Annotated in this window: 19 protein-coding genes and 1 tRNA gene; 9 read left to right on the top strand and 11 right to left on the bottom strand. The window is 65.7% G+C overall.

Annotation, left to right across the window (positions count from 1 at the left end; all coding sequences use genetic code 11):
• Nucleotides 1-2 precede the first annotated feature (2 nt).
• The 9 genes from iolN (at nt 3) to QN152_00465 (ending at nt 8,632) form a co-directional block, all read left to right on the top strand.
• On the top strand, nt 3-968 hold the full coding sequence (iolN, locus tag QN152_00425) for a 3-dehydro-scyllo-inosose hydrolase (GenBank protein ID MDR7537983.1): 966 nt from the start codon (nt 3-5) through the stop codon (nt 966-968).
• Nucleotides 968-1,822 (top strand): sugar phosphate isomerase/epimerase family protein, encoded by an 855-nt coding sequence (locus QN152_00430; protein MDR7537984.1) that lies wholly within the window; start codon nt 968-970, stop codon nt 1,820-1,822. Before iolN ends, QN152_00430 begins: the two co-directional genes overlap by 1 nt.
• Nucleotides 1,819-2,838, top strand: coding sequence for an ABC transporter substrate-binding protein (locus QN152_00435; protein MDR7537985.1), 1,020 nt, complete (start codon nt 1,819-1,821; stop codon nt 2,836-2,838). The genes QN152_00430 and QN152_00435 overlap by 4 nt, the downstream gene beginning before the upstream one ends.
• Nucleotides 2,839-2,896: 58 nt before the next feature.
• Nucleotides 2,897-5,122 carry an iron ABC transporter permease gene (locus QN152_00440; GenBank protein MDR7537986.1) on the top strand — a complete coding sequence of 742 codons (2,226 nt, stop codon included), beginning with the start codon at nt 2,897-2,899 and terminating at the stop codon, nt 5,120-5,122.
• 56 nt (nt 5,123-5,178) lie between these two features.
• On the top strand, nt 5,179-6,225 hold the full coding sequence (locus tag QN152_00445; protein MDR7537987.1) for an ABC transporter ATP-binding protein: 1,047 nt from the start codon (nt 5,179-5,181) through the stop codon (nt 6,223-6,225).
• 9 nt (nt 6,226-6,234) lie between these two features.
• Complete coding sequence (locus QN152_00450) at nt 6,235-7,044, top strand: TIM barrel protein (protein ID MDR7537988.1); 810 nt, start codon at nt 6,235-6,237, stop codon at nt 7,042-7,044.
• Nucleotides 7,037-7,558, top strand: a complete 522-nt coding sequence (locus QN152_00455; protein ID MDR7537989.1) for an NUDIX domain-containing protein — start codon at nt 7,037-7,039, stop codon at nt 7,556-7,558. The genes QN152_00450 and QN152_00455 overlap by 8 nt, the downstream gene beginning before the upstream one ends.
• Nucleotides 7,559-7,592: 34 nt before the next feature.
• The gene (locus QN152_00460) at nt 7,593-8,492 is read left to right on the top strand and encodes a 2-hydroxy-3-oxopropionate reductase (GenBank protein ID MDR7537990.1); all 900 of its coding nucleotides are present in this window, start codon (nt 7,593-7,595) and stop codon (nt 8,490-8,492) included.
• Nucleotides 8,493-8,553: 61 nt separating this feature from the next.
• Nucleotides 8,554-8,632 (top strand) — tRNA-Asp (locus tag QN152_00465).
• A gap of 446 nt (nt 8,633-9,078) precedes the next feature.
• Here the strand turns inward: QN152_00465 and QN152_00470 are convergent.
• From QN152_00470 to QN152_00520, 11 genes are all read right to left on the bottom strand, one after another.
• Nucleotides 9,079-10,467 carry a pilus assembly protein N-terminal domain-containing protein gene (locus tag QN152_00470; protein ID MDR7537991.1) on the bottom strand — a complete coding sequence of 463 codons (1,389 nt, stop codon included), beginning with the start codon at nt 10,465-10,467 and terminating at the stop codon, nt 9,079-9,081.
• 54 nt (nt 10,468-10,521) lie between these two features.
• Entirely contained in the window at nt 10,522-11,478 is a 957-nt protein-coding gene (locus QN152_00475; protein ID MDR7537992.1) for a type II secretion system F family protein, read from the bottom strand.
• Nucleotides 11,479-11,489: 11 nt separating this feature from the next.
• The gene (locus QN152_00480) at nt 11,490-12,437 is read right to left on the bottom strand and encodes a type II secretion system F family protein (protein MDR7537993.1); all 948 of its coding nucleotides are present in this window, start codon (nt 12,435-12,437) and stop codon (nt 11,490-11,492) included.
• A 9-nt stretch (nt 12,438-12,446) separates the two neighbouring features.
• Nucleotides 12,447-13,745 carry a CpaF family protein gene (locus tag QN152_00485; GenBank protein ID MDR7537994.1) on the bottom strand — a complete coding sequence of 433 codons (1,299 nt, stop codon included), beginning with the start codon at nt 13,743-13,745 and terminating at the stop codon, nt 12,447-12,449.
• The gene (locus QN152_00490; GenBank protein ID MDR7537995.1) at nt 13,732-14,868 is read right to left on the bottom strand and encodes a P-loop NTPase; all 1,137 of its coding nucleotides are present in this window, start codon (nt 14,866-14,868) and stop codon (nt 13,732-13,734) included. The genes QN152_00485 and QN152_00490 overlap by 14 nt, the downstream gene beginning before the upstream one ends.
• A 9-nt stretch (nt 14,869-14,877) precedes the next feature.
• On the bottom strand, nt 14,878-15,975 hold the full coding sequence (locus QN152_00495) for a Tad domain-containing protein (GenBank protein MDR7537996.1): 1,098 nt from the start codon (nt 15,973-15,975) through the stop codon (nt 14,878-14,880).
• A gap of 19 nt (nt 15,976-15,994) precedes the next feature.
• The gene (cpaB, locus tag QN152_00500; GenBank protein ID MDR7537997.1) at nt 15,995-16,933 is read right to left on the bottom strand and encodes a Flp pilus assembly protein CpaB; all 939 of its coding nucleotides are present in this window, start codon (nt 16,931-16,933) and stop codon (nt 15,995-15,997) included.
• Nucleotides 16,934-16,946: 13 nt separating this feature from the next.
• Nucleotides 16,947-17,402 (bottom strand): pilus assembly protein, encoded by a 456-nt coding sequence (locus tag QN152_00505; protein ID MDR7537998.1) that lies wholly within the window; start codon nt 17,400-17,402, stop codon nt 16,947-16,949.
• 79 nt (nt 17,403-17,481) lie between these two features.
• The gene (locus tag QN152_00510) at nt 17,482-17,694 is read right to left on the bottom strand and encodes a hypothetical protein (GenBank protein MDR7537999.1); all 213 of its coding nucleotides are present in this window, start codon (nt 17,692-17,694) and stop codon (nt 17,482-17,484) included.
• A gap of 159 nt (nt 17,695-17,853) precedes the next feature.
• Nucleotides 17,854-18,240, bottom strand: a complete 387-nt coding sequence (locus tag QN152_00515; protein MDR7538000.1) for a LuxR C-terminal-related transcriptional regulator — start codon at nt 18,238-18,240, stop codon at nt 17,854-17,856.
• Nucleotides 18,241-18,563: 323 nt separating this feature from the next.
• Complete coding sequence (locus QN152_00520; GenBank protein ID MDR7538001.1) at nt 18,564-19,433, bottom strand: branched-chain amino acid ABC transporter permease; 870 nt, start codon at nt 19,431-19,433, stop codon at nt 18,564-18,566.
• Nucleotides 19,434-19,613: the final 180 nt, after the last annotated feature.

A 19,613-nucleotide genomic window follows, 5' to 3' on the forward strand; every position in this document is an offset into this window, starting at 1 on the left:
ATATGGGCAAATGGGAGCTCCCGCCGAAAGGCGGCCACATGGACAAGCGCACGGGCGTCTACCTGCAGACCATGACCATGCGCGACGTGGAGGAGCGGCTGAAGCACAACGATGTGCTCATTGTCCCCCTGGGGTCTACCGAGGCCCACGGGCCCAACGCCCCTCTGGGCGAGGACATCTTCCTGGTGACGCGCATGGCTGAGATGGTGGCGGAGCGGACGGGCTGCACGGTTTCCGAGCCGCTGTGGTTCGGCTCGCACCCTTACCACCATATGGGTATGCCGGGCACGGTGATCATCCCCGAAGATGTCTTCACCGCCTTCGTCCGCGCCATGATCGCCGGCTTCTGGAACATGGGGTTCCGCAAGCAGATCCTGCTCAACGGCCACGGGCACGAGTACGTGATCCCCACGGCCATCCACCAGTTCGCCAAGCGCTACCGCGTGCCGGCGTTGATCATCAACCTGAACTGGTACCATGCGGTGCCGGACCAGTTCAAGCTGAAGGCAGACGGCGGGCCCTATGAAACCCCCTTCATCCACGCCGACGAGGTGGAGACCTCCTGGTGCCTGTCGCTGTTCCCGGAGCTGATGAAGCAGGAGTGGGCGGTGGACAACACCCCCTTCGGCTTCCTCCCCGAGGGGCACGTGGACAAGGCGGGAAACCTGCTGCGCCGTCCGATCCACTGGTACGGGCACGCCGGGGCCGGGCCCATCGAGGTGAAGGCCTACCCGGAGGGGGTGGTGGGCCGGCCCTCCCTGGCGGCGGCGGAGAAGGCGCTCCCCGGCGTGGAGGCTTTGCTGGACTACCTGGAGAAGCTGGTCACCGACATTCTGCAGGCGTTCCCTCCAGGGCAGCTGCCACCGGTGGACCTGGTCACGGAGCGGGATCGGGAGGAGCTGGAGGCCGTGCTCAAGGGGCCGGCGAAGGGCGGGAAGAGCATCTACACCCTGGCCTACCCGCCGTGATGCCCCTGGCCCTGGTGGTCTCCCTGGAGGCCACCGCCTTCGACGCCGTGGCCATGCAGGACGGCTGGGCGGCGCTCGAACGCGTGGCCGCTCTGGGCTACGATGGAGTTGAGCTGGCCGTCCGCGACCCGGAGGAGGTGGAGGGGGCGCGACTGGCGGAACGGTGCGCGCACCTGGGGTTGCCGGTGGTGGCGCTGGGCACAGGGCAGGCCTACCTGCATGAGGGGCTGGCCCTGGCCGCGGCGGACGGGGCTGTGCGCCGTATGGCCCGGGAGCGGCTGCTGCAGCACGTGCGCCTGGCGTCTGTGCTCAACGCCGTCCCGGGTGCACCGTCTGCGGGCGTACAGGTGATCGTCGGGCTGATCCGGGGGCGGGCCGGGGAGGCCAGGGGGCAGGCGGAGCGGTGGCTGCGGGAGGGACTGCGCCCGGTGCTGGAGGCGGCGGGCGAGGCGGGAACAGGGGTGGTGCTGGAGCCGGTGAACCGCTACGAGAGTGACTGGCTGAACACGCTGGAGGAGACGGCGGCATTCATCGAGCAGATCGGACACCCCCGCCTGGGGCTGCTGGCGGACACCTTCCACATGAACATCGAGGAGAGATCCATTGAGGAGAGCCTGCGCAGCGTTGCCGGTTACCTGCGCCACGTGCACGTGGCCGACAGCAACCGCCGCCCCCCGGGGCTGGGCCATCTGGACTTCCGGCGGATTCTGCAGGTGTTGCGGGAGGCGGGCTACCATGGCTACCTCTCGGCAGAGACTCTCCCGTATCCCGATACTCTGGGGGCGGCGAGGCAGACGATAACCTACCTGCGATCGCTGCAGGCAGACATGCAGGAGAGGAGGGGGATCTCATGAGGAAAGTCTTTGGGCTGGCGCTGGCGCTGATGCTGGCCTCTCTGGGCGGGGCCAGCGCTGCACCGGCGGGCAAGGTCACAGTGCTGTGCAGCCCAAACCCGGCGTGGTGCGATGCGGTTCGGGTGGAGTTCGCCAAGGCTACCGGCATCAGCGTGGACTTCGTCCGGCTGAGCTCGGGGGAGGCTCTGGCCCGGCTGCGCGCCGAAGGACAGAACCCGTCCTTTGATGTGTGGTTCGGCGGCACCGGCGACCCGCACATCGTGGCCAACGAGACGGGTCTCACCGAGTTCTACAAGCCCAAGGCCTGGGACGACCTGCGCCCCGAGTTCCGCGAGGCGGTGGCCGGGAAGTACATCCCGCTGTACGCCGGCATCCTGGGGTGGGCGCTCAATGAGCGGCTGCTGAAGGAGAAGGGCCTGCCCGTGCCGCGGACGTGGCGCGACCTGGCCGACCCCCGGTACCGGGGGCTCATCGCCTATCCCAACCCCAACACCTCGGGGACCGGATACACCATGCTGGCCACCATCGTCCAGATCTACGGCGAGCGGGAGGCCTTCGAGCTACTGAAGCGGATTCACCGCAACGTGGCCGAGTACACGCGCAGCGGAGCGGCGCCTGGACAGCTGGCCGGCCGCGGCGAGGTGGCCATCGGCATCACCTTCATCCACGACGCCGTGGACCAGGTGCTGAAGGGGTTCCCCATCACCTACAATGCACCCTCAGACGGCACGGGCTACGAGATCGGCGGGCTCAGCCTGGTGAAGGCAACCCGCAACCGGGCCAACGCCATCATCTTCATCGACTGGGCGCTGACCCCGGAGGCGCAGAAGCTGGCAGCGGAGCAGGGGCAATCCTACCAGATCCCGTCCAACATGAAGACCCCGATCCCGCGGGTGGCCCCGCGCTTCCAGGACTTCAAGGTGATCAAGTACGACTTCCTGAAGTACGGCAGTGCGGCCGTGCGGGACACTCTGGTGAAGAAGTGGACCACCGAGATCTTCCCGCTGCCGAAGTAGGGTGAGATAGGTGGCCGGCGCGCCTGCTGCGCGCCGGCCACCCACCCGCGGAGAGGCCATGGCCCGCGTCCTTGCTCTGCCGGCACTGCGCCGGCCGGCCAATACCACCCTGGTGGCCTGGGGGGTGCTGACCTTCCTGGGCGCGCTGCTCCTCCCGTGGGCGCGGGAGGGCCGTGAGCTCTTCGTCTACCTGTCCCAGACCACGGGAGCGGCCCTGCTCTCACGTAATCCCCTGCTGGCGGTGACTATGGGCCTGGCGGTGGCCGCCGCAGTCCTCGGCCTCCTCCCCTGGCCCGACGCTGTGCGCGGACGGGCGGCCGTGGCCGTCGGTGCGGCGGGCGCGGTCCTCTCCACCGGGTACCTCCTGACGATGGGGCAGCCCTTCGGCGCGGGGGCCATGGTCAGCATCCTGGGCTTCCTGGCTGTGCTGGGGACCGGACTGGCGCTCTCAGGACTTCTGCGCGCCGATACCTTCATCGCCGCCAGCGTCCTCTGGGTGGCCCTCTTTGTCCTGGTCTTCATCCTCTTCCCCCTGTGGTCGGTGCTCAAGGCCGCCGTCTACGTCAAGGGACACCTCACCCTGGCGGTAGTCAGAGAGACCGTCCGGTCGCCTAACTTCCTCCTGGTGAATAACCCGGCCACGCCGGGCAACGAGCTAGTATCGGCGCTGGCTGCCGGCCTGGGGGCCACCGCGCTGGTGGCAGTGGTCCTGAGGGGTATGAGGGTGTGGCCGCGGCTCCTCTGGGCTGCGGGCAGCGGGCTGGGGGTCTTCGCCCTGGCCGCGCTCTACCTGGGCTTTGGCGCCGTGCGCAACAGTGTCCTGCTGGCGGTGGTGGTGGGAGTTATCGCCACCGCCCTGGGCTTCCTCTTCGCCCTCCTCGGCGAGCGCTCCCAGCTGTGGACGCGCCGCCTCCTGGGACCGTTCTCCATTCTGCCGATCATCACGCCCCCCTTCGTCCTCGGCCTGGCCATGATCTACCTGTTCGGACGCAGGGGCTTCATCACACACCAGGTCCTGGGCATCTCCACCAACATCTTCTTCGGTCCCCTGGGGGTGGCCGTGGCCCAGGTCCTGGCGTTTGCGCCCATCGCCTACCTGGTGCTGCAGGGAGTGGTGCAGGCGATGGACGTGGCCCTGGAGGAGGCGGCGGAGACGCTGGGGGCGTCCCGCTGGCACGTCCTGCGCACGGTCATCTGGCCGCTGGCCAGGCCCGGGGTGGCCAACGCCTTCCTCCTGGTGGCCATCGAGAGCCTGGCCGACTTCGGCAACCCCATCATCATCGGCGGCGGGGTGCCCTACCTGGCCACGGAGGTCTTCTTCGCCATCATCGGGCGGTACAACCCCAACGAAGCCGCTGTCTACGGGGTGGTGCTGCTGATGATGACCCTGAGCATCTTCCTCCTGCAGCGCTACTGGATCGGCCGCCGCTCCTACGTCACCATCACCGGGCGGCCTTCCGCCAGCCGCCCGCGGCCTCTACCCCGGACGCTGGACTACGCGGTGACGGGCGCCTTTGTCCTGTGGGTGGCGCTGATCGTGGCGCTCTACGGCTCCGTCTTCGTGGGCAGCGTGACCAAGCTGTGGGGATTCGACTACACCTTCACCCTGGAGCACTTCAAGATCCTCCTGCCCGGGGGGACGGGGTGGCGGGTGTTCTGGACCTCCACGTGGCTGTCGGCAGCGGCGGCCCTGCCCGCCACCGTGCTGGGATTCCTCATCGGCTACCTGGTGACGCGGGCGGAGTTCCCCGGACGCAGCACCCTGGAGTTCGCCTCCATGCTTTCCTTCGCCACTCCCGGCACGGTCATGGGTATCGGGTACATCCTCGCCTTCAACCAGGGGGCCCTGCTGCTGACCGGGACGGGGATGATCATCGTCCTGGCCTTCATCTTCCGCAACATGCCGGTGGCCATCCGCTCCGGGGTCGCGGCCATCCACCAGATCGACCGCTCTCTGGAGGAAGCCTCCACCATGCTGCGGGCCACCTCCCCCACCACCCTGCGGCGCATCGTGATCCCCCTGACCTGGTCGGCGCTGCTGTCAGGGCTTGTCTTCGCCTTCGTCCGCGGCATGACCGCCATCAGCCAGATCATCTTCCTGATCACCCCCCGGTACAGCCTGGCCACGGCGCAGATCCTCTCCTATGTGGAGTACGGCAGCCAGGGACGGGGGGCGGTGCTGGCCTCGGTGCTTACCCTGTTCATGATTGTGGTGATCATGGCGCTGTACGCTGTCAACCGCCGGCTGGGCGCGCGCATGGCCCGCGAGGTGGCAGCCACGTGAGCAGCGCGCAGCCCGGATCGGCCTCCCTGCTGGGCCGTGCGGCCGCAGCGGTAGCGGTGCGCCTGGAAAGGCTGCGCAAGACCTTCGGCCCGGTGGTGGCGGTGGACGACGTCACCCTGGAGATCCCCGCGGGGAAGCTGGTTACCCTGCTGGGGCCCTCAGGCTGCGGCAAGACCACCACCCTGCGCATCATCGCCGGCCTGGAGCACCCCAGCGCCGGCCGGGTCTACATCGGCGACGAGGACGTCACCCCTCTGCCCGCGGCCAGCCGGGGCGTGACCATGGTCTTCCAGTCCTACGCCCTCTTCCCGCACCTGACCGTGTTTGAGAACATCGCCTATGGGCTGCGCATCATGCGCCTGCCCGCGGAGCAGATCGCCGCCCGGGTGCGGGCGGCCCTGGAGCTGGTAGGGCTCCCGGGCGTGGAGCAGCGCTTCCCGGCGCAGCTCTCCGGAGGCCAGCAGCAGCGCATCGCCGTGGCCCGGGCGCTGGTCATGGAGCCCCGGGTGCTCCTCTTCGACGAACCGCTGTCCAACCTGGACGCCAAGCTGCGCAAGCGGGTGCGCGCGGAGATCCGCGAGCTGCAGCAGCGGCTGGGGATTACCAGCATCTACGTGACCCACGACCAGGCCGAGGCCCTGGCCCTCTCCGACGTGGTGGTAGTGATGAACCTGGGGCGGGTGGAGCAGGTGGGCACGCCCCGCGACCTGTACACCCGGCCGGCCACGCGCTTCGTCGCCGACTTCATCGGCGAAGCCAACCTCCTCCCCGGGCGCTACAGCGACGGCCGGGTGACCGTCGGTCCCCTCACCTTCCCCTTCCGCCAGGAGGGGGTGGCTCCCGGGCCGGTGACGGTGGTGGTGCGGCCGGAGGCCGTGGCCCTGCGCACCGACGGCGAGGGACTTCCAGGCCGGGTGCGCACCGCTTTCTTCATGGGGATGACTCTGGAGTACCTGATCGAGACCCCGGTGGGTGAGGTCAGCGTGGTGGAGCCCCTGGCCGGGCGGGGCCTTTTGCCCGTGGGCGCGGAGGTCCGCCTGCAGTTCCAGGACGCCGGCGTCTACCTGCTGCCGGGGGAACAGGACGGAGGCACCAGCCAGTGAGGTGAACGCATGCCCCGGTTCTCAGCCAACCTGAACATGCTGTTCCTTGAGGTACCGTTCATGGAGCGGTTCGCCCAGGCGCGGGCCGCCGGCTTCAGTGCGGTGGAGGCGGGGTTCGTGCCCGCCGATCCCCTCTTCCCCTACGAGTACGACCTGGACGCCGCCGCAGCGGAGCTGCGACGCACCGGGCTGCGGCTGGTGCTGTTCAATGTCCCCCTGGGCGACCGCACGAAGGGCGACCGGGGGATTGCCGTCCATCCGGCGCGCCGCGAGGAGTTCCGGGAGGGGATCGTCCGCGCCGTAGACGCGGCGCGCCGACTGGACTGCCGGCAGCTGAACTGCCTGGTGGGCCTGCGCGACGAGGCGGTGCCCTACGAGGAGCAGTGGGCCTGTCTGGTGGACAACCTGCGCGCGGCGGCGCAGACGCTGCAGGCGGCGGACCTGACCCTGACCGTGGAGCCCCTGAACCCCATAGACCTCCCGGGGTTCTTCCTCACCCGCAGCGCAGACGCCGTCCGCCTGCTGCAGGAGGTGGGTGCGCCCAACGTCCGCCTGCAGTACGACGTCTACCACATGCAGCGCTCCGAGGGGAACATCATCGCCACGCTGCGGACGCTGCTGCCGTGGATCGGCCACGTGCAGATCGCCGACCCGCCGGGACGGCACCAGCCGGGCACGGGGGAGCTGAACTTTACCACCATCCTCCGTGCGCTGGACGACGCCGGGTACCAGGGGTACGTGGGCCTGGAGTATAAGCCGCTGGGCTCCACCCGGGAGTCGCTGCTGTGGGTGACGGCCATGGGTTACAGCTTTGGCTGAACGGCCGGGCCGGGCCCGCGCCGCTGCGGCCCGCTACGTCGCCCCCGCGGTCCTCTGCATCATCCGGCACGGAGACGCCGTGCTACTGCTGGAGGGGGCGCGGCGGAAGCGCTGGGCGGGCCGGCTGCAGGGGATCGGTGGCGAGCTGCAGCCCGGGGAGGACCCGCTGGGCGCGGCGCTGAGGGAGATCCGGGAGGAGACCGGGCTGCGGCTCAGCGCGGCCGACGTGCAGGTGAAGGGTGCGCTGCACTCGCAGGGATTCTACGGGACCAGCAAGCTGGTGATCGTGGTGCTGGCCCGCTCCCCGCACCGGCGCGTGCGCAGTGGGGACGAAGGGCGGCTGCGCTGGGTGCCGCTGCGGGCGCTGGGGGCAAAGCGGCACCTGATCCCGGACCTGTACACGCTCATCCCCCGGGTCCTGGCCCTGCGCCCGGGAGAGCTGCTCTCCGGGGCGGCGGTCTTCACCGGTCGGGGTGAGCTGAAATCGCTGCACCTGACCACCGTACGGAGCTGAACCGCCCCAGAGGGCGGATGGGGGGAGGAGGCCTATGAAGCAGACCATCGGATTCATCGGATTGGGGATCATGGGCAAGCCCATGTCCCAGAACCTGCTGCGCGCGGGGTACCCCCTGGTGGTGCATGACGTCGTCCGCGCTCCGGTCGAGGAGCTGGTGCGCGCCGGCGCTGCGGACGGCGGGTCCTGCCGCGGGGTGGCCGAGCGCAGCGACGTGGTCATCACCATGCTGCCGGACTCGCCGGACGTGCGCACAGCGGCCCTGGGGCCGGACGGGATCCTGGAGGGGATCCGTCCCGGCACCGTCTACGTGGACATGAGCACCATCTCTCCCATTACCACCAGGGAGGTGGCCGCGGCCATGCAGGCCAAGGGCGTCCCCATGCTGGACGCGCCGGTAAGCGGCGGGCAGAAGGGCGCCATCGAGGCCACCCTGTCCATCATGGTGGGCGGGCCGGAGGAGGTCTTCCAGCAGGTCCGTCCCATCTTCGAGGTGATGGGCAAGAACATCGTGCACATGGGGGAGATCGGGGCGGGGCAGGTGACCAAGGCCTGCAACCAGATCGTGGTAGGGATCACCATCATGGCCGTCAGCGAGGCCCTGACCCTGGCCCGCAAGTCCGGGGTGGATCCCGCCCGGGTGCGCGCCGCCCTCCTGGGGGGCTTCGCCCAGAGCCGCATCCTGGAGCTGCACGGGCAGCGCATCCTGGAGCGCAACTTCGACCCCGGATTCCGAATCCGCCTGCATCACAAGGACCTGAAGATCGCCCTGGAAACGGGGCGGGCCACGGGGACGCCGCTGCTGGCCACGGCGCTGGTGCACGAGGTCCTGGGGGCGCTGCAGAGCCTGGGCGAGGGAGAGCGCGACCACTCGGCCATCGTCCGCTTCGTGGAGCGGCTGGCCGGGCTGGACGGCGCGGGAGGCGGCCGGTAGAATAAACCGTTGGCGGGAGTGTCAGCCCGCAGGCTTGGGTGCTGCGGGTTCCCCGGAACGCGGGGGCGTGGTGTAGCCTGGTTGAACACACCTCCCTGTCACGGAGGAGACCGCGGGTTCAAATCCCGTCGCTCCCGCCAGTCACAGCATCCGGATACTTGCCGTCACTCGTAGCCACACGGGCAGGTTCTCGTCGGGGTTGTTCTAGATTCGAAACAAACTCAGTCTGGTCCCCGACCTGAGTTTCGCTGCTGCGGACGACCCCCGCGGGCAGTTCCAAAGTGGAGTAAGCGCCCCTGACAGGCCAGATGACGCGGCCCGGCCGCACGTTTTCGAAGATGCGCACGACACGGTTTCCTCTGTCCAGGAAGACCACATCGATGGGATAACGCAGGCCGATAGTCTGGATCGAATTACACGGGACAAGCCACAGTCCATCGCCGAGGCGGAACCTACCGTAGCCGTAGAGGCCAAGGAGCCTCTTGCGAAATGAGTCGGCTGCGCGGACATTTATCCCCAGATAGGTACCGCGTGTTCGGTTTATGACATACATAGGTACGGCCCCTCGGAGCCAGCGTCCCCGGCACTACGGCGCCGCAGGCTGGGTCCCCGGCAATTCAGGCCGCTCCTTCACGGGCTCGACGACGCTTGGTGACACAAAGATCACCAGTTCTGTCTCCCCTCGCTGGAATCGGACGCTGCGAAACAGAGCGCCCAGAATAGGGATGTCGCCGAGGATGGGGACCTTCTGAACGGTCTGGCTTTCATCACGCTGAATGAGCCCGCCCAGAACCAGGAATTCCTCCGGGCGCATGCTCACCACGGTCTCGACACGCCGGCTCCTGATTGTGGGTATGGTGATCCCAGCGGCGACGATGGCGTTGGTGAAGTCGAGGCTGCTCACCTCGGTCTTCAGGTCCAGCGTCATGGGCTCGCCCGCTTCTACAATTGCCTTGAACTCCAAGCGCACCCCAAACTCTTTGAAGGCGACGCTCAGGCCAGTCGGGGTGAGCACGGGGATCGGCACCTCGCCGCCGATGAGCAGCTTTGCTGGTCTCCCCTCCAGCACCACGACCCGGGGGTTGGCCAGGGTCCTTGCGGCGCCACGTCCTTCCAGCAACTGCAGCCGCGCTATCAAGAGCTGCAAGGGCGTCAGAGGCCAGTCCTGTCCCAGATTGCCGAAGTGGAAGGCAAACGGATCGGTAAGGAGCTCCGAGATATTACCGCCGCCCCACTCAACCCCCATCTGGCGGAGAGCCTGACGGTCGACTTCGGCAACGAAAGCATCAACCCGCACCTGGATGGGCGAGCGGATGCGGACGAGCAGGACCACGTTCTTGGCAAAGGCTTTGACGATGGCTTCTATGCGCTTCAGTTCCGACTCGGTGGCCACCGTTCCCTCGACCAGGACGGTGTCCTCCCGGATCACCTTGGCGATCACGGGCAGGTCCTTCAGCGCTTCGCGCAGCTGCTCTTCTAGCACCTTGGTCGCCGGGGGTGGCGGTGGGGTCGGTTGTTCCACAGTTAAGAGGCTGACGACGCGTTTCCCGAAGGCTGAGGCGATCCCTTCAGCGCGCGCCTTGTCCGCCTCGGTCTTCACTGACCCTTCCAGGATCACCGTGTCGTTAACGATCCTCGCCCGCACGCCGGGCTCCCGCAGGATCTCCAGGAGCGTCTTGGTGGGGTCGGCTACGGGTGCTGTCACCACCACCACCCGGTACGTGGTCAGACCTCTGGCATCCCACACGCTGATGGTCGTTTCGCCGGCCCGCTTGGCGATGATCATCAGCTCGTTGCGGGTAATGACGTTGACGTCTGCGATGTCCGGGGCAGCAACGACCACCCTCTGGATGTTATTGAGCTTCAAGAGCCTGCCGTGGTTGATCTGTACGATGACCGTCTCGCCCGCGTCGATGGGCGGGGCGGCGATAGCCATCAGGGCGAGCACGAGAACCAGAACTACGCTGGAGCGCATGGCTGCCCTCCCTTCCTCTGCACCGAGCGGTTCTGCGCCTGGCCGTTCAACCACTCATCGACCAGGCACTGCGGGCGGCCCGAACCTGGCTGGGCCGACCGGCTTGATGAACTCCGAGTAGATCCGAATCAGTCCCGGTCCCCCGACAACCACAAAGACTGCGGGCAGGATCAGGAAGATGATCGGGAAGAGCATCTTGATTGGCGTCTTCATCGCCCGCTCCTCGATGCGCTGCCGTCTGAGGGTACGGACTTCGCTGGCCTGAATCCGCAGCACTTTGGCAATGCTGACCCCGAACTCCATCGCCTGGATAAGAGCGCCAGTAAAGGAGACGAGTTCCTCAAGCCCCGTGCGGGAGCCGATGGCCCTCAATGCATTGTGCCGGTCGCCGCCCAGTCTCACCTCTTCCAGATAAGCTCGGATCTCTTCAGCAAGCGGGCCCGGTCGGCGTGTTGCCACTACCTCCAGAGCCTGATCTAACCCGAGTCCCGCCTCCACCGAGATGGTGAGCAGGTCCAGCGTCTCCGGGAGTTCTCTCATGATTCTGGCCTGCCGCTGGCGGATCTTGCGGCGGATGGCAAGCTCGGGCCACAGGTATCCTAGACCTGCAAAGGCGAAAGCGCTAACCGCCTGCAGGGGGAGTGGCCGGTGCAACAGCGCCCCAGCACCGTATGCGGCGCCGCCCAGGAGCCCTGCGCGTGCCCACTTGAGGAGGACCCAGGCAACAGGATCGGCATATCGCTGGCCGGCCCTGGCCAGGTTACTGCGGACGGCGTCGATGGATCGGGGAGGGATGACCTTGCCCATGAGACGGGCCGTGGATGCAACCAGGGGAATGAAGGCGCGCCGGTGAAATGGGAGCGCGAGCACCTCGGCTCTTGAGGTGTGCTCCTGCCGGATGTGTGTCAAACGCGCCGCAACCACCTGATACTCGGGATTTCGCCTGGCGATGGCCATTACCCCCGTGAGGATCGTGGTGAAGACCAACAGGCCGATGAGCAAAGGCTCCATTCAGCTCCCTCCTACACGTCGATGGCCACGATCCGCCGCAGGAAGTACGCTCCCAGCAGCTGCATAAAGAGCGACACAGCCAGCATGGATCGCCCGGCGTCGGTGAAGAGGAGGTAGGACATGTATTCTGGCACGCCGATGAGAAAGATGGCCAACAGCACCGCGGGCGTGATAGCGATGATGATGGCGGAGAGGCGCTGCTGGGCAGTTCGCACCCTGATGAAGTTCTTCAGGAAGACGCGCTCTCGGATGGTCGCGGTGATGTGATCCAGCAGCTCAGCCAGGTTCCCTCCGATCTGTCGGTTGATCAGGATGCCGGAGACCGCGAGATCAAAATCCAGGCTCTGCATGCGGTACGCCATGCGCATCAGGACATCCTCCACGGTCGAGCCCAGATTCATCTCCCGCAAGGCCCTGGCGAACTCCGCGGAGATGGGCGCCGGAAGGTCGTTGGCCACCGCCGCCATCCCCTGGGTGAACCCGTGTCCGGCCCGCAATGAGTTGGCGATGGTCTGCAGCGCGTCGGGAAGCTGGCGATTGAACGCAGCGCGCCTGCGGAGTTTTCTCAGCCTGGCCCAGAGCAGAGGTGTCAGCACGCCAATGATGCCCAGTAGCAGGGCGGCGAGCAACGCCGTCCCTCTCCCCCGGACCGCCAGCTTGCCCAGCAGGCTCAGACCAAGCGCGCACAGGCCTGCGATCAGCACGAACTCCCCCGACTTCAAAGGGAGGTCGGCCTGGTCGAGCAGGTCGTCCAGGGAGCGGGAGATTTTCAGGCGGTCGTTGAGGCGGCCGGCTGCAGACTCCCCTGCCCCATACCCAGCGGTTGGATTCTGTCCGGCCCGGGAGGCATAGCGGGCCAGCCGCTCCGCCATGGCCAGACGAGGCTCAGCCAACCAGCGCAGCACCAGGTAGATAACGGAGAAACACCCCACAAACACCAGCAGTGCAATGGGCCACATCCCCGTCCCTCAGCCCAGGAAGATCTCCAGGGGAAGGTCAATCCCCATGGTCTTGAAACGGTCGTAGAAGCGCGGCCGGATCCCGGTAAAGGCGTGCGCGCCCACCACCTGGCCGTCCGGGGTGACTCCTGTCTGGCGGTAGAGCACGATGTCCTGCATGGTGATCACATCGCCTTCCATGCCAGTGATCTCTGCGATCTTGACGATCTTGCGTGTGCCGTCGCTGAGCCTGGCCATGTGAATGAGCAGGTGGAAGGCCGAGGCCATTTGCTCCCTGATCGCCCGGGAGGGAAGTTCCATGCCCGCCATCAAGACCATCGTCTCCACCCGGGCGAGTCCGTCGCGCGGAGAGTTGGCGTGAGCGGTAGTGAGGCTCCCCTCGTGCCCTGTGTTCATGGCCTGCAGCATGTCCAGGGCCTCTGCGCCTCGCACCTCACCCACGATGATGCGGTCGGGTCGCATGCGCAGAGCGTTTCGCACCAGGTCCCGCTGGGTGACCTGCCCCCTTCCTTCAATATTCGGCGGTCGGGTCTCCAGCCGGACCCAGTGCGCCTGCTTGAGCTGGAGTTCGGCCGCGTCCTCGATGGTGATGATGCGTTCGCTCTCCGGGATGAACATGCTCAGGACGTTGAGCAGCGTGGTCTTTCCTGCCCCTGTGCCTCCGGTGATAAGGGTATTCAGCTTGGCCTGCACGGAAGCGCGGAGGAAGTCACGCATTTCGGGCGTCATGGTGCCAAAACGGATCAGGTCTGCATCGGTGTATGGATCCCGGGAGAACTTGCGGATGGTGAGGCAGGGTCCGTTGAGCGCCAGCGGAGGGATGATGGCGTTCACCCGCGACCCGTCCGGGAGCCGAGCATCCACGTAGGGCTGGCTCTCGTCGACGCGCCTTCCCACTTCAGCGACGATCTTCTCGATGATGCGCATGACGTGCTGGTCGTCCCGGAACCTCACGCCGGTGGGGTAGATCCTGCCCTCCTGCTCGACGTAGACCTGATTCGGGCCGTTCACCATGACTTCGGTAATCGCCGGGTCGCGGATCAGAGGGTCGATCGGCCCATAACCGAGGGTTTCGTTGACGATATCGGTAATGAGGCGGGAGCGGTCATCGCGCGAGAGAAGCGCGTTTTCGCGGTCGAGAATGCGCGCGACTTCCTTCTCGATCTCCTCGCGGGCTGTGGCAGGAGCCCCTCTCCGTCCGAGCTCCTCGATCAGGAGGCGGTGGACGGTGTTCTTCAGCGTCTGGTGGGGTTCGACCCACGATCGGGCGGTATCCAGGACCTCCTCGAGTCGTCTACGCAGTGACACCCTGCAACCTCCCCATGTGTCCCACGACCGTCCGTGCCAGGCCAAGGACCCTTCGTGTGAAGGGGGCGCCAGGCGCTTCCAGGATCATCGGTACACCCCGGTTGGCCGAAGCGATGACGCGGTCGTCGCGGGGAACCAGTCCGGCGAATCGCAGCCCCAGCGTCCGCTCGGCGTCTCTGGGGTTGACGGAGAACCGCTCGTCGAAGCGATTTCCTACAAGGGCGATGTTGTGTGCGGGAAACCGGAGCTTAGCCAGCATCTCGATAACCTGACTCACGTCCTTGAGGCAGATGACGTCCAGGGTTGTGAGCACGATGGCTAGGTCGGCAACATCCAGAGTGGCCAGCATCGTGTCGAAGGCGGACACCGTGGCGTCGACCACAACATAGTCGTACAATGTTTGCAGCACGCCGAGAACCGTGCGGAACCGTTCGGGAGGGATCTCCTCTGCCTGTTCGGTCCGCAGCGGAGCGGCCAGCACCTCGATGCCGCTGGCATGCCGGTGCAGGAATCGATCGGCGATCTCCACGTCCAGGGCCTTGTTGAGGTCGTGAATCGTGTGCTCGGGCTTGATGTTCAACAGCGTCGCCAGGTCTCCGAAGTAGAGGTCCCCGTCCACGACGGCCACGCGACCGACACGAAGTTGCTTTAAGGCAATAGCCAGGTTCACGGTGATGGTGCTCTTGCCGACTCCCCCTTTGCTGGACATCACGGCGACGATGGTGCCCCTGCGGTCGGCGGCTGACTGTGCGGCGGACCTTGCTTCATCAATGAGCCGAAGCACAGCCTCCTCGGTAATGGGTTCAAAGAGACACTCCCGGGCCCCGGCCTTCATCGCTCGGCGGATCTCTTCCACGGTCTTGCGCGGCGTGATCAGAACCAGAAACACTCCGGGATACTGTCGGGAAAGCCTGTCTGCTACATCGAACCCGCGCATGTCGGCGAGATCGGTGGAGAGAAAAATGAGCTGAGGTCGGCGGTAGGCCACGGCTTCGAGGAGTGCCGCATCGTCGTCCGCCTCGGCCACGATGCGCGCGCCCTGCTGTTGGGCCACCACCCGCGAGATGAGGTTTCTGCTGGCATCGTCGGAGGTGGCAACGATAATCCGCAGGAACTGAGGCACGTGGGGGTCCTACTCGATCAGTTTCACAGTGTAGACGCCTGTGTCGAACTCGGTCTCCCGGCCGTACGCCTGCATCGACACAATGGATACAAACCCGCCCTCGATCGTCGGGTTGGCTCCGGTGAACTTTCCGGTGGAACAGTCGAGTTGGAATGCAGCGAATCCCCAGATCTCGGTGGTGTAGGTGCCCTGCCCGCTAACTTGGTACGCGGGATTCAGCAAGGGCACCATGATGATACGGTCCAGCAAGTTGGGACTCTCGCAGCGAGTATCGACGCCCCGAGTAATCGGCCCGATCTTTACCCCGGTCTCGGTCTTCACGTTGGCGCACAGCGCAGGGGCACTGTCTGGATATGTTCCCCGTGTGACATCGTCGGTCCGTCCCATGTCGTAGCAGTACTCGGTGGGGGAGCCGTTGATGAAGTAGTCAAGCCACTGCGCCCCGCCTCCGCTGGGACAGTCAAAGCAGCCCATGCTGAGGAGACCCGTATTCCCGGAGCCCCATGGGCTGTCGTCGCTGGGATCGTTGGGGTTATCGCTGATATCAAAGGTAAGCGGAAACCTCCGGCACTGCTCCGGCCGGCGGGGATCGTCCAGCTCCATCCACAGATACTCATTGCATTCGAGTTGGGTTGCGTACGCCTCCCAGTTCAGACCTATGGGGACGAGCCCCTTCGTCAGAATGATAGGGGTCAGCCGGGCGGTGCAGCGGACGGCGACCTCGATGCTGGGGCGGAGGAGGCGGAAGAAGTACGTGGGGACGGCTTCGCGAATCTCCACTCTGACCCGTCGCGGATCAATCAGCGTGGGCTGGTTGTTGTCGTCCAGGGTTGTAGCCTGGAGCACGTCCCAGCTGATGTGGTTCCTGATCATGTCGCTGGCCGCGTACCGCTCCGCAGTGGGCGCCGCCGTAGCTGGATCCCGCCGGAGATTCAATGCCCCTGCCAGGGCGCCGGAGTCGCAGGCGTTTTGCATGGCGCGCCTGTAGCGGAAGACAATTCCCAGGTCTACGGCCATGCTCAGGAAGAGCAGCAGGACCAGAAAGAGACCTACCGTCAGAACGGCAATGGCCCCTCGCTCAGGTTCTGGACGCACTGCGAGCTTCATGAACGTGCCTCCGTGAAACTCACAAACGTGCCTCCGTGAAACTCACAACGGACTTGGTGGTCGCTCTCCAGACCTCGACGTTGAAAATCGTAGGTGCAGGGACTTTCGGAGCGGCAGCCTGGGCGGGTGCAGTGGTTGTCGGCGCAGACGGCCCGGAGGAGCGACGGAGCGCGGTTGTCCCGAAGGCGAGACGGGGCCGGGGAGCGGTGCGAGCTACGGCAGCCTGAGGAGCTGGTCCGGGGGCAGGCTTCACTACGCGGCCGAGAGCGCTCTCGATGGTTTTTCCGCTTGTCCGTACCTGCTCCGTTACCCCATAAGGCCTCAAGGCCAGCCGGACCTTCCCGCTGTTGTCGATCTGTGCCAGGGTCTCCACCTGTTCGGGGGAGAGGGCCAGGGTGGCGGAAGTGCTGACGCGTGGTTCCTCCCCGGGCTTCTGCTCGACCTTTTGAGCGATCGCCACGACTTCGATGTCCTGCAGGATGATCTTAGTGAACTTCAGGTCTCCCTCATTGACGGTGCCGACCACGTCGACACGGTCGCCTGGGAAGACGAATCCAGCCACGCCGACTACCTCGTTCACAGCGATGGTCATGGCCCGTTTGTTCTTGGGGAGCACGTAGGCCAGCCCTACGTTCACCCCGGCAGGCGCCAGCTTGTTGAGCAGCACCTGCTCATCCGCAAAGATCGGCGCCACCGCCACTCGGTTCACGACGTCCTCGATCCTGCGTGCAGCCTGCGGGTGGATAGCTGCTGCAGGAAGCTCCCGCAGTTCCAGGGCGTCTGCGGTGACAGTTTTCCGCTCGGCGATGCTGGCCTTGGCAAAGACGACCGCCTCAGTCTTGGCCGGGGCTACGACGGCAGCCTCACGTTGCAGGCTTCGCAGGTAGTTGATCACTGCCAGCGTTGTAAGCGACGCCATGGCAATGGCCACAACCGGTAGGATCCACCTGCGTCTCATGGCATATTCCCTCCTACTCCCACCTCATCGTCGACTGGCCGGTGACCTCCAGGTATCCCGGGTAGCTCATCCGGCCAATGAACGGAATGTCCCCGGTGATAGGCATGAGGGTGTAGACCTTGTACCGCACCGTGACGGTGACCAGACGCTCCAGCCCGTCGGTACTTCGAGTAATCTGGATGCATGAGTTGTACGGTGCCGCGCACGGCACGGCATCCACGCTGAGAAACTGGGCGGTTTGCTGCACGCGCTGCCGGATGGCGGGATCAGCGGAAACATCAAAGTCCTGCACGATGCCAAATCTGGCTCCCTCCCGTGCGGCGTTTGTCACGATCAGCCACGAGCCAAAAACACGTCCAAACTCGAAAATCAAGAAGAGCAATAGGAGCAGTAGCGGTGTAAGCAGGACCAGCTCGACCGCGACCTGACCTCGGTGGTCATCGCACTTCTTCATTGGCCCGTACAGCATGCGCGCGGGCCACCTGACAACCGTCCGGTGGCCCGCGCAGAGTGTCCATCACCTGTCACGCAACGGACATTCCATCCCGCTACGGAATCGCTGGTGGGTTGATGGCTTGGCCCATCCAGTTGACGATCGCCGTGACAGCACCGGTGAGGGCGGGTTGCAGGGCGAACGCGGCGACGACAAGGAACAGAGCGACAGCTCCGAGCATCGCGACATACTCGACTGCGTCCTGGCCAGCTTCATCCCGGTGAAGCTTCCAGGCCAACCAAGCTCGTGCGTACGGCAGGGCTGACATGACCGACCTCCTTTCTAACAGGGTTTCGGACAGCATCGACCGCCGTCGTCCCGATGCGGCGGTCAACACTCACGCTAGCCCCGGCTCAGACGGGATGCCACTACTCGGGCAGGTAGACTTCGGGTAGCCTACCCGAAGTGCAGGTTGGGGGAAGGATCCCTACGGGTGGTCGCTAGGGTGATTTCGGGAGGGGTCTAGCCTCGAACGCATCGCCCGCCCGATCATCATGGCCTGCCCGCGATCTCTGACCCCCAGCTTGCGGAAGAGGTTCTTCAGATGAAACTTCACGGTGTTCTCGGAAATCCAGCACAGCTTGGCAATCTCGGCGTTAGAGCGCCCTTCGGCGAGATGTGTGAGCATTTCTAGCTCTCTGGAGGTCAGATGGAGGTCGGTGGTGGGGAACTGGGGATTTCCCAGCTCCACCAGCTGGCGGAGGATCTCAGCGGCCCGTTCGATCCGCTCCGCAAGTTCAGCCAGAGCCCGGCCAAACTCCACCTCCTGCTCGTGGGTGAGCGGCCCGCTGCGGTTGGCGAGCTGAAAAGCCACCCTGGCGATAATGTCCTCAGCCGTCCCCGCCATAGCGACACCAGGCAAGCAGTCTTACCCAGAATCGACAAGAAGGTGCCGCAATCTTGACGCGAAACCGCCGTGTTCCTTATGTAAAGCCTAGGTAGCTATTTTTTGTTCTTGGGCGGGCTGGCTCTTCCTGCTACCCGTCGGGTAGGATCTGTCGGAGAGAAGGTTCCGGCCGGTAGGAGTTGGTCGCGGCCGGCTCCGACCTGTGGCTGGCGCCTCCCAGCTTGCCCGGCGGTTCCAGCGGCCAGACCGGGTCGGATCCTTTCGCAAACCCAGTGATGCTCGCTCAAGAGTCAGCGCTTCAGCAGCTTGCTGCCGTACAATCCGGTGGGCCTGACCAGGAGAATGCCCAGCATGATGGCGAAGGGGGCCATCTGGGCCAGGGGCGCGTAAACCAGCGAGCCCAGAGAAGTCACCTGTCCCACCAGAAAGGCGGAGACCAGCGTCCCCTTGATGCTGCCCAGCCCGCCGATGATCACCACCATGAAGACGAAGGCCAGCACGTTGAGGCCCATCTGGGGGTCCACCATGATGAGCGGGGCGTGCAGCCCTCCCGCCAGGCCCGAGAGCATCCCGGCCAGGACGAAGGTGATGGTAAAGAGGCGGTAGACGTTGATCCCCAGGCCTTCCACGTGGTCCACGTCCTCAATGCCCGCGCGGATGGCCTTGCCGGTGATGGTGCGGTTCAGGAAGAGGGTAATCCCCAGGTAGACCAGCACGGCCAGGCCCACCACAATCAACCGATAGACGGGAACAGGCGTCCCCAGGATGCTGACCTGCGCCTGGACGGGGATTTCCGCCGGCCGGGGGATCAGCCCCCAGATGTACTTGATGGTCCCCACCCCGCCGACGAGTACGCCGAAGGAGGTAATCATGGTGAAGGTGATATCCCGGGCGTAGATGCGGAAGAAGACGAACCGCTCCACCGCCAGGCTTACCGCCCCCGCAACCAGCGCTCCCACCAGAACCGCCATCCAGATGTTGCCTGTGGCCACCTGCACTGTATAGGTGAGGTAGGCCCCCACGGAGTAGTAGAGGAGCTGGTCCAGGCTGATAATGCGCATCAGGCCGAAGCACAGGGAGAGGCCGATGGCCAGCAGGAAGTAGATGCTGCCCATGCTTAGCCCGAAGATGATCCCTGAGATCAGCAGCTGCCGGTCCATGCCACGACCTACCCGCGGTCCCCCGCGGCCGGGAGCGGCCGCCTGAGGGGCAGGGGGCGGCGCAACAGCGGCTCCAGCGTGCCCCAGATGCCCTTCTCCCCCGCCAGCATGATCAGCACCAGGAGGAAGCCCACGAAGAACTCCCAGTTCACGATGACCCGGCTGAGCACGTCCTTCATC

The sequence above is a fragment of the Armatimonadota bacterium genome (assembly GCA_031459715.1).
Taxonomy (GTDB): Bacteria; Sysuimicrobiota; Sysuimicrobiia; order Sysuimicrobiales; family Humicultoraceae; genus Humicultor; species Humicultor tengchongensis.

What these genes read in the sequence shown, in the direction of transcription:
- QN152_00505 (MDR7537998.1), bottom strand. Translation starts at nt 17,402, where the DNA reads ATGCTGTACGGGCCAATGAAGAAGTGCGATGACCACCGAGGTCAGGTC.
- QN152_00510 (MDR7537999.1), bottom strand. Translation starts at nt 17,694, where the DNA reads ATGTCAGCCCTGCCGTACGCACGAGCTTGGTTGGCCTGGAAGCTTCAC.
- QN152_00460 (MDR7537990.1), top strand. Translation starts at nt 7,593, where the DNA reads ATGAAGCAGACCATCGGATTCATCGGATTGGGGATCATGGGCAAGCCC.
- QN152_00480 (MDR7537993.1), bottom strand. Translation starts at nt 12,437, where the DNA reads ATGTGGCCCATTGCACTGCTGGTGTTTGTGGGGTGTTTCTCCGTTATC.
- cpaB (MDR7537997.1), bottom strand. Translation starts at nt 16,933, where the DNA reads ATGAGACGCAGGTGGATCCTACCGGTTGTGGCCATTGCCATGGCGTCG.
- QN152_00430 (MDR7537984.1), top strand. Translation starts at nt 968, where the DNA reads ATGCCCCTGGCCCTGGTGGTCTCCCTGGAGGCCACCGCCTTCGACGCC.
- QN152_00450 (MDR7537988.1), top strand. Translation starts at nt 6,235, where the DNA reads ATGCCCCGGTTCTCAGCCAACCTGAACATGCTGTTCCTTGAGGTACCG.
- QN152_00475 (MDR7537992.1), bottom strand. Translation starts at nt 11,478, where the DNA reads ATGGAGCCTTTGCTCATCGGCCTGTTGGTCTTCACCACGATCCTCACG.
- QN152_00520 (MDR7538001.1), bottom strand. Translation starts at nt 19,433, where the DNA reads ATGGACCGGCAGCTGCTGATCTCAGGGATCATCTTCGGGCTAAGCATG.
- QN152_00435 (MDR7537985.1), top strand. Translation starts at nt 1,819, where the DNA reads ATGAGGAAAGTCTTTGGGCTGGCGCTGGCGCTGATGCTGGCCTCTCTG.
- QN152_00495 (MDR7537996.1), bottom strand. Translation starts at nt 15,975, where the DNA reads ATGAAGCTCGCAGTGCGTCCAGAACCTGAGCGAGGGGCCATTGCCGTT.
- QN152_00440 (MDR7537986.1), top strand. Translation starts at nt 2,897, where the DNA reads ATGGCCCGCGTCCTTGCTCTGCCGGCACTGCGCCGGCCGGCCAATACC.
- iolN (MDR7537983.1), top strand. Translation starts at nt 3, where the DNA reads ATGGGCAAATGGGAGCTCCCGCCGAAAGGCGGCCACATGGACAAGCGC.
- QN152_00470 (MDR7537991.1), bottom strand. Translation starts at nt 10,467, where the DNA reads ATGCGCTCCAGCGTAGTTCTGGTTCTCGTGCTCGCCCTGATGGCTATC.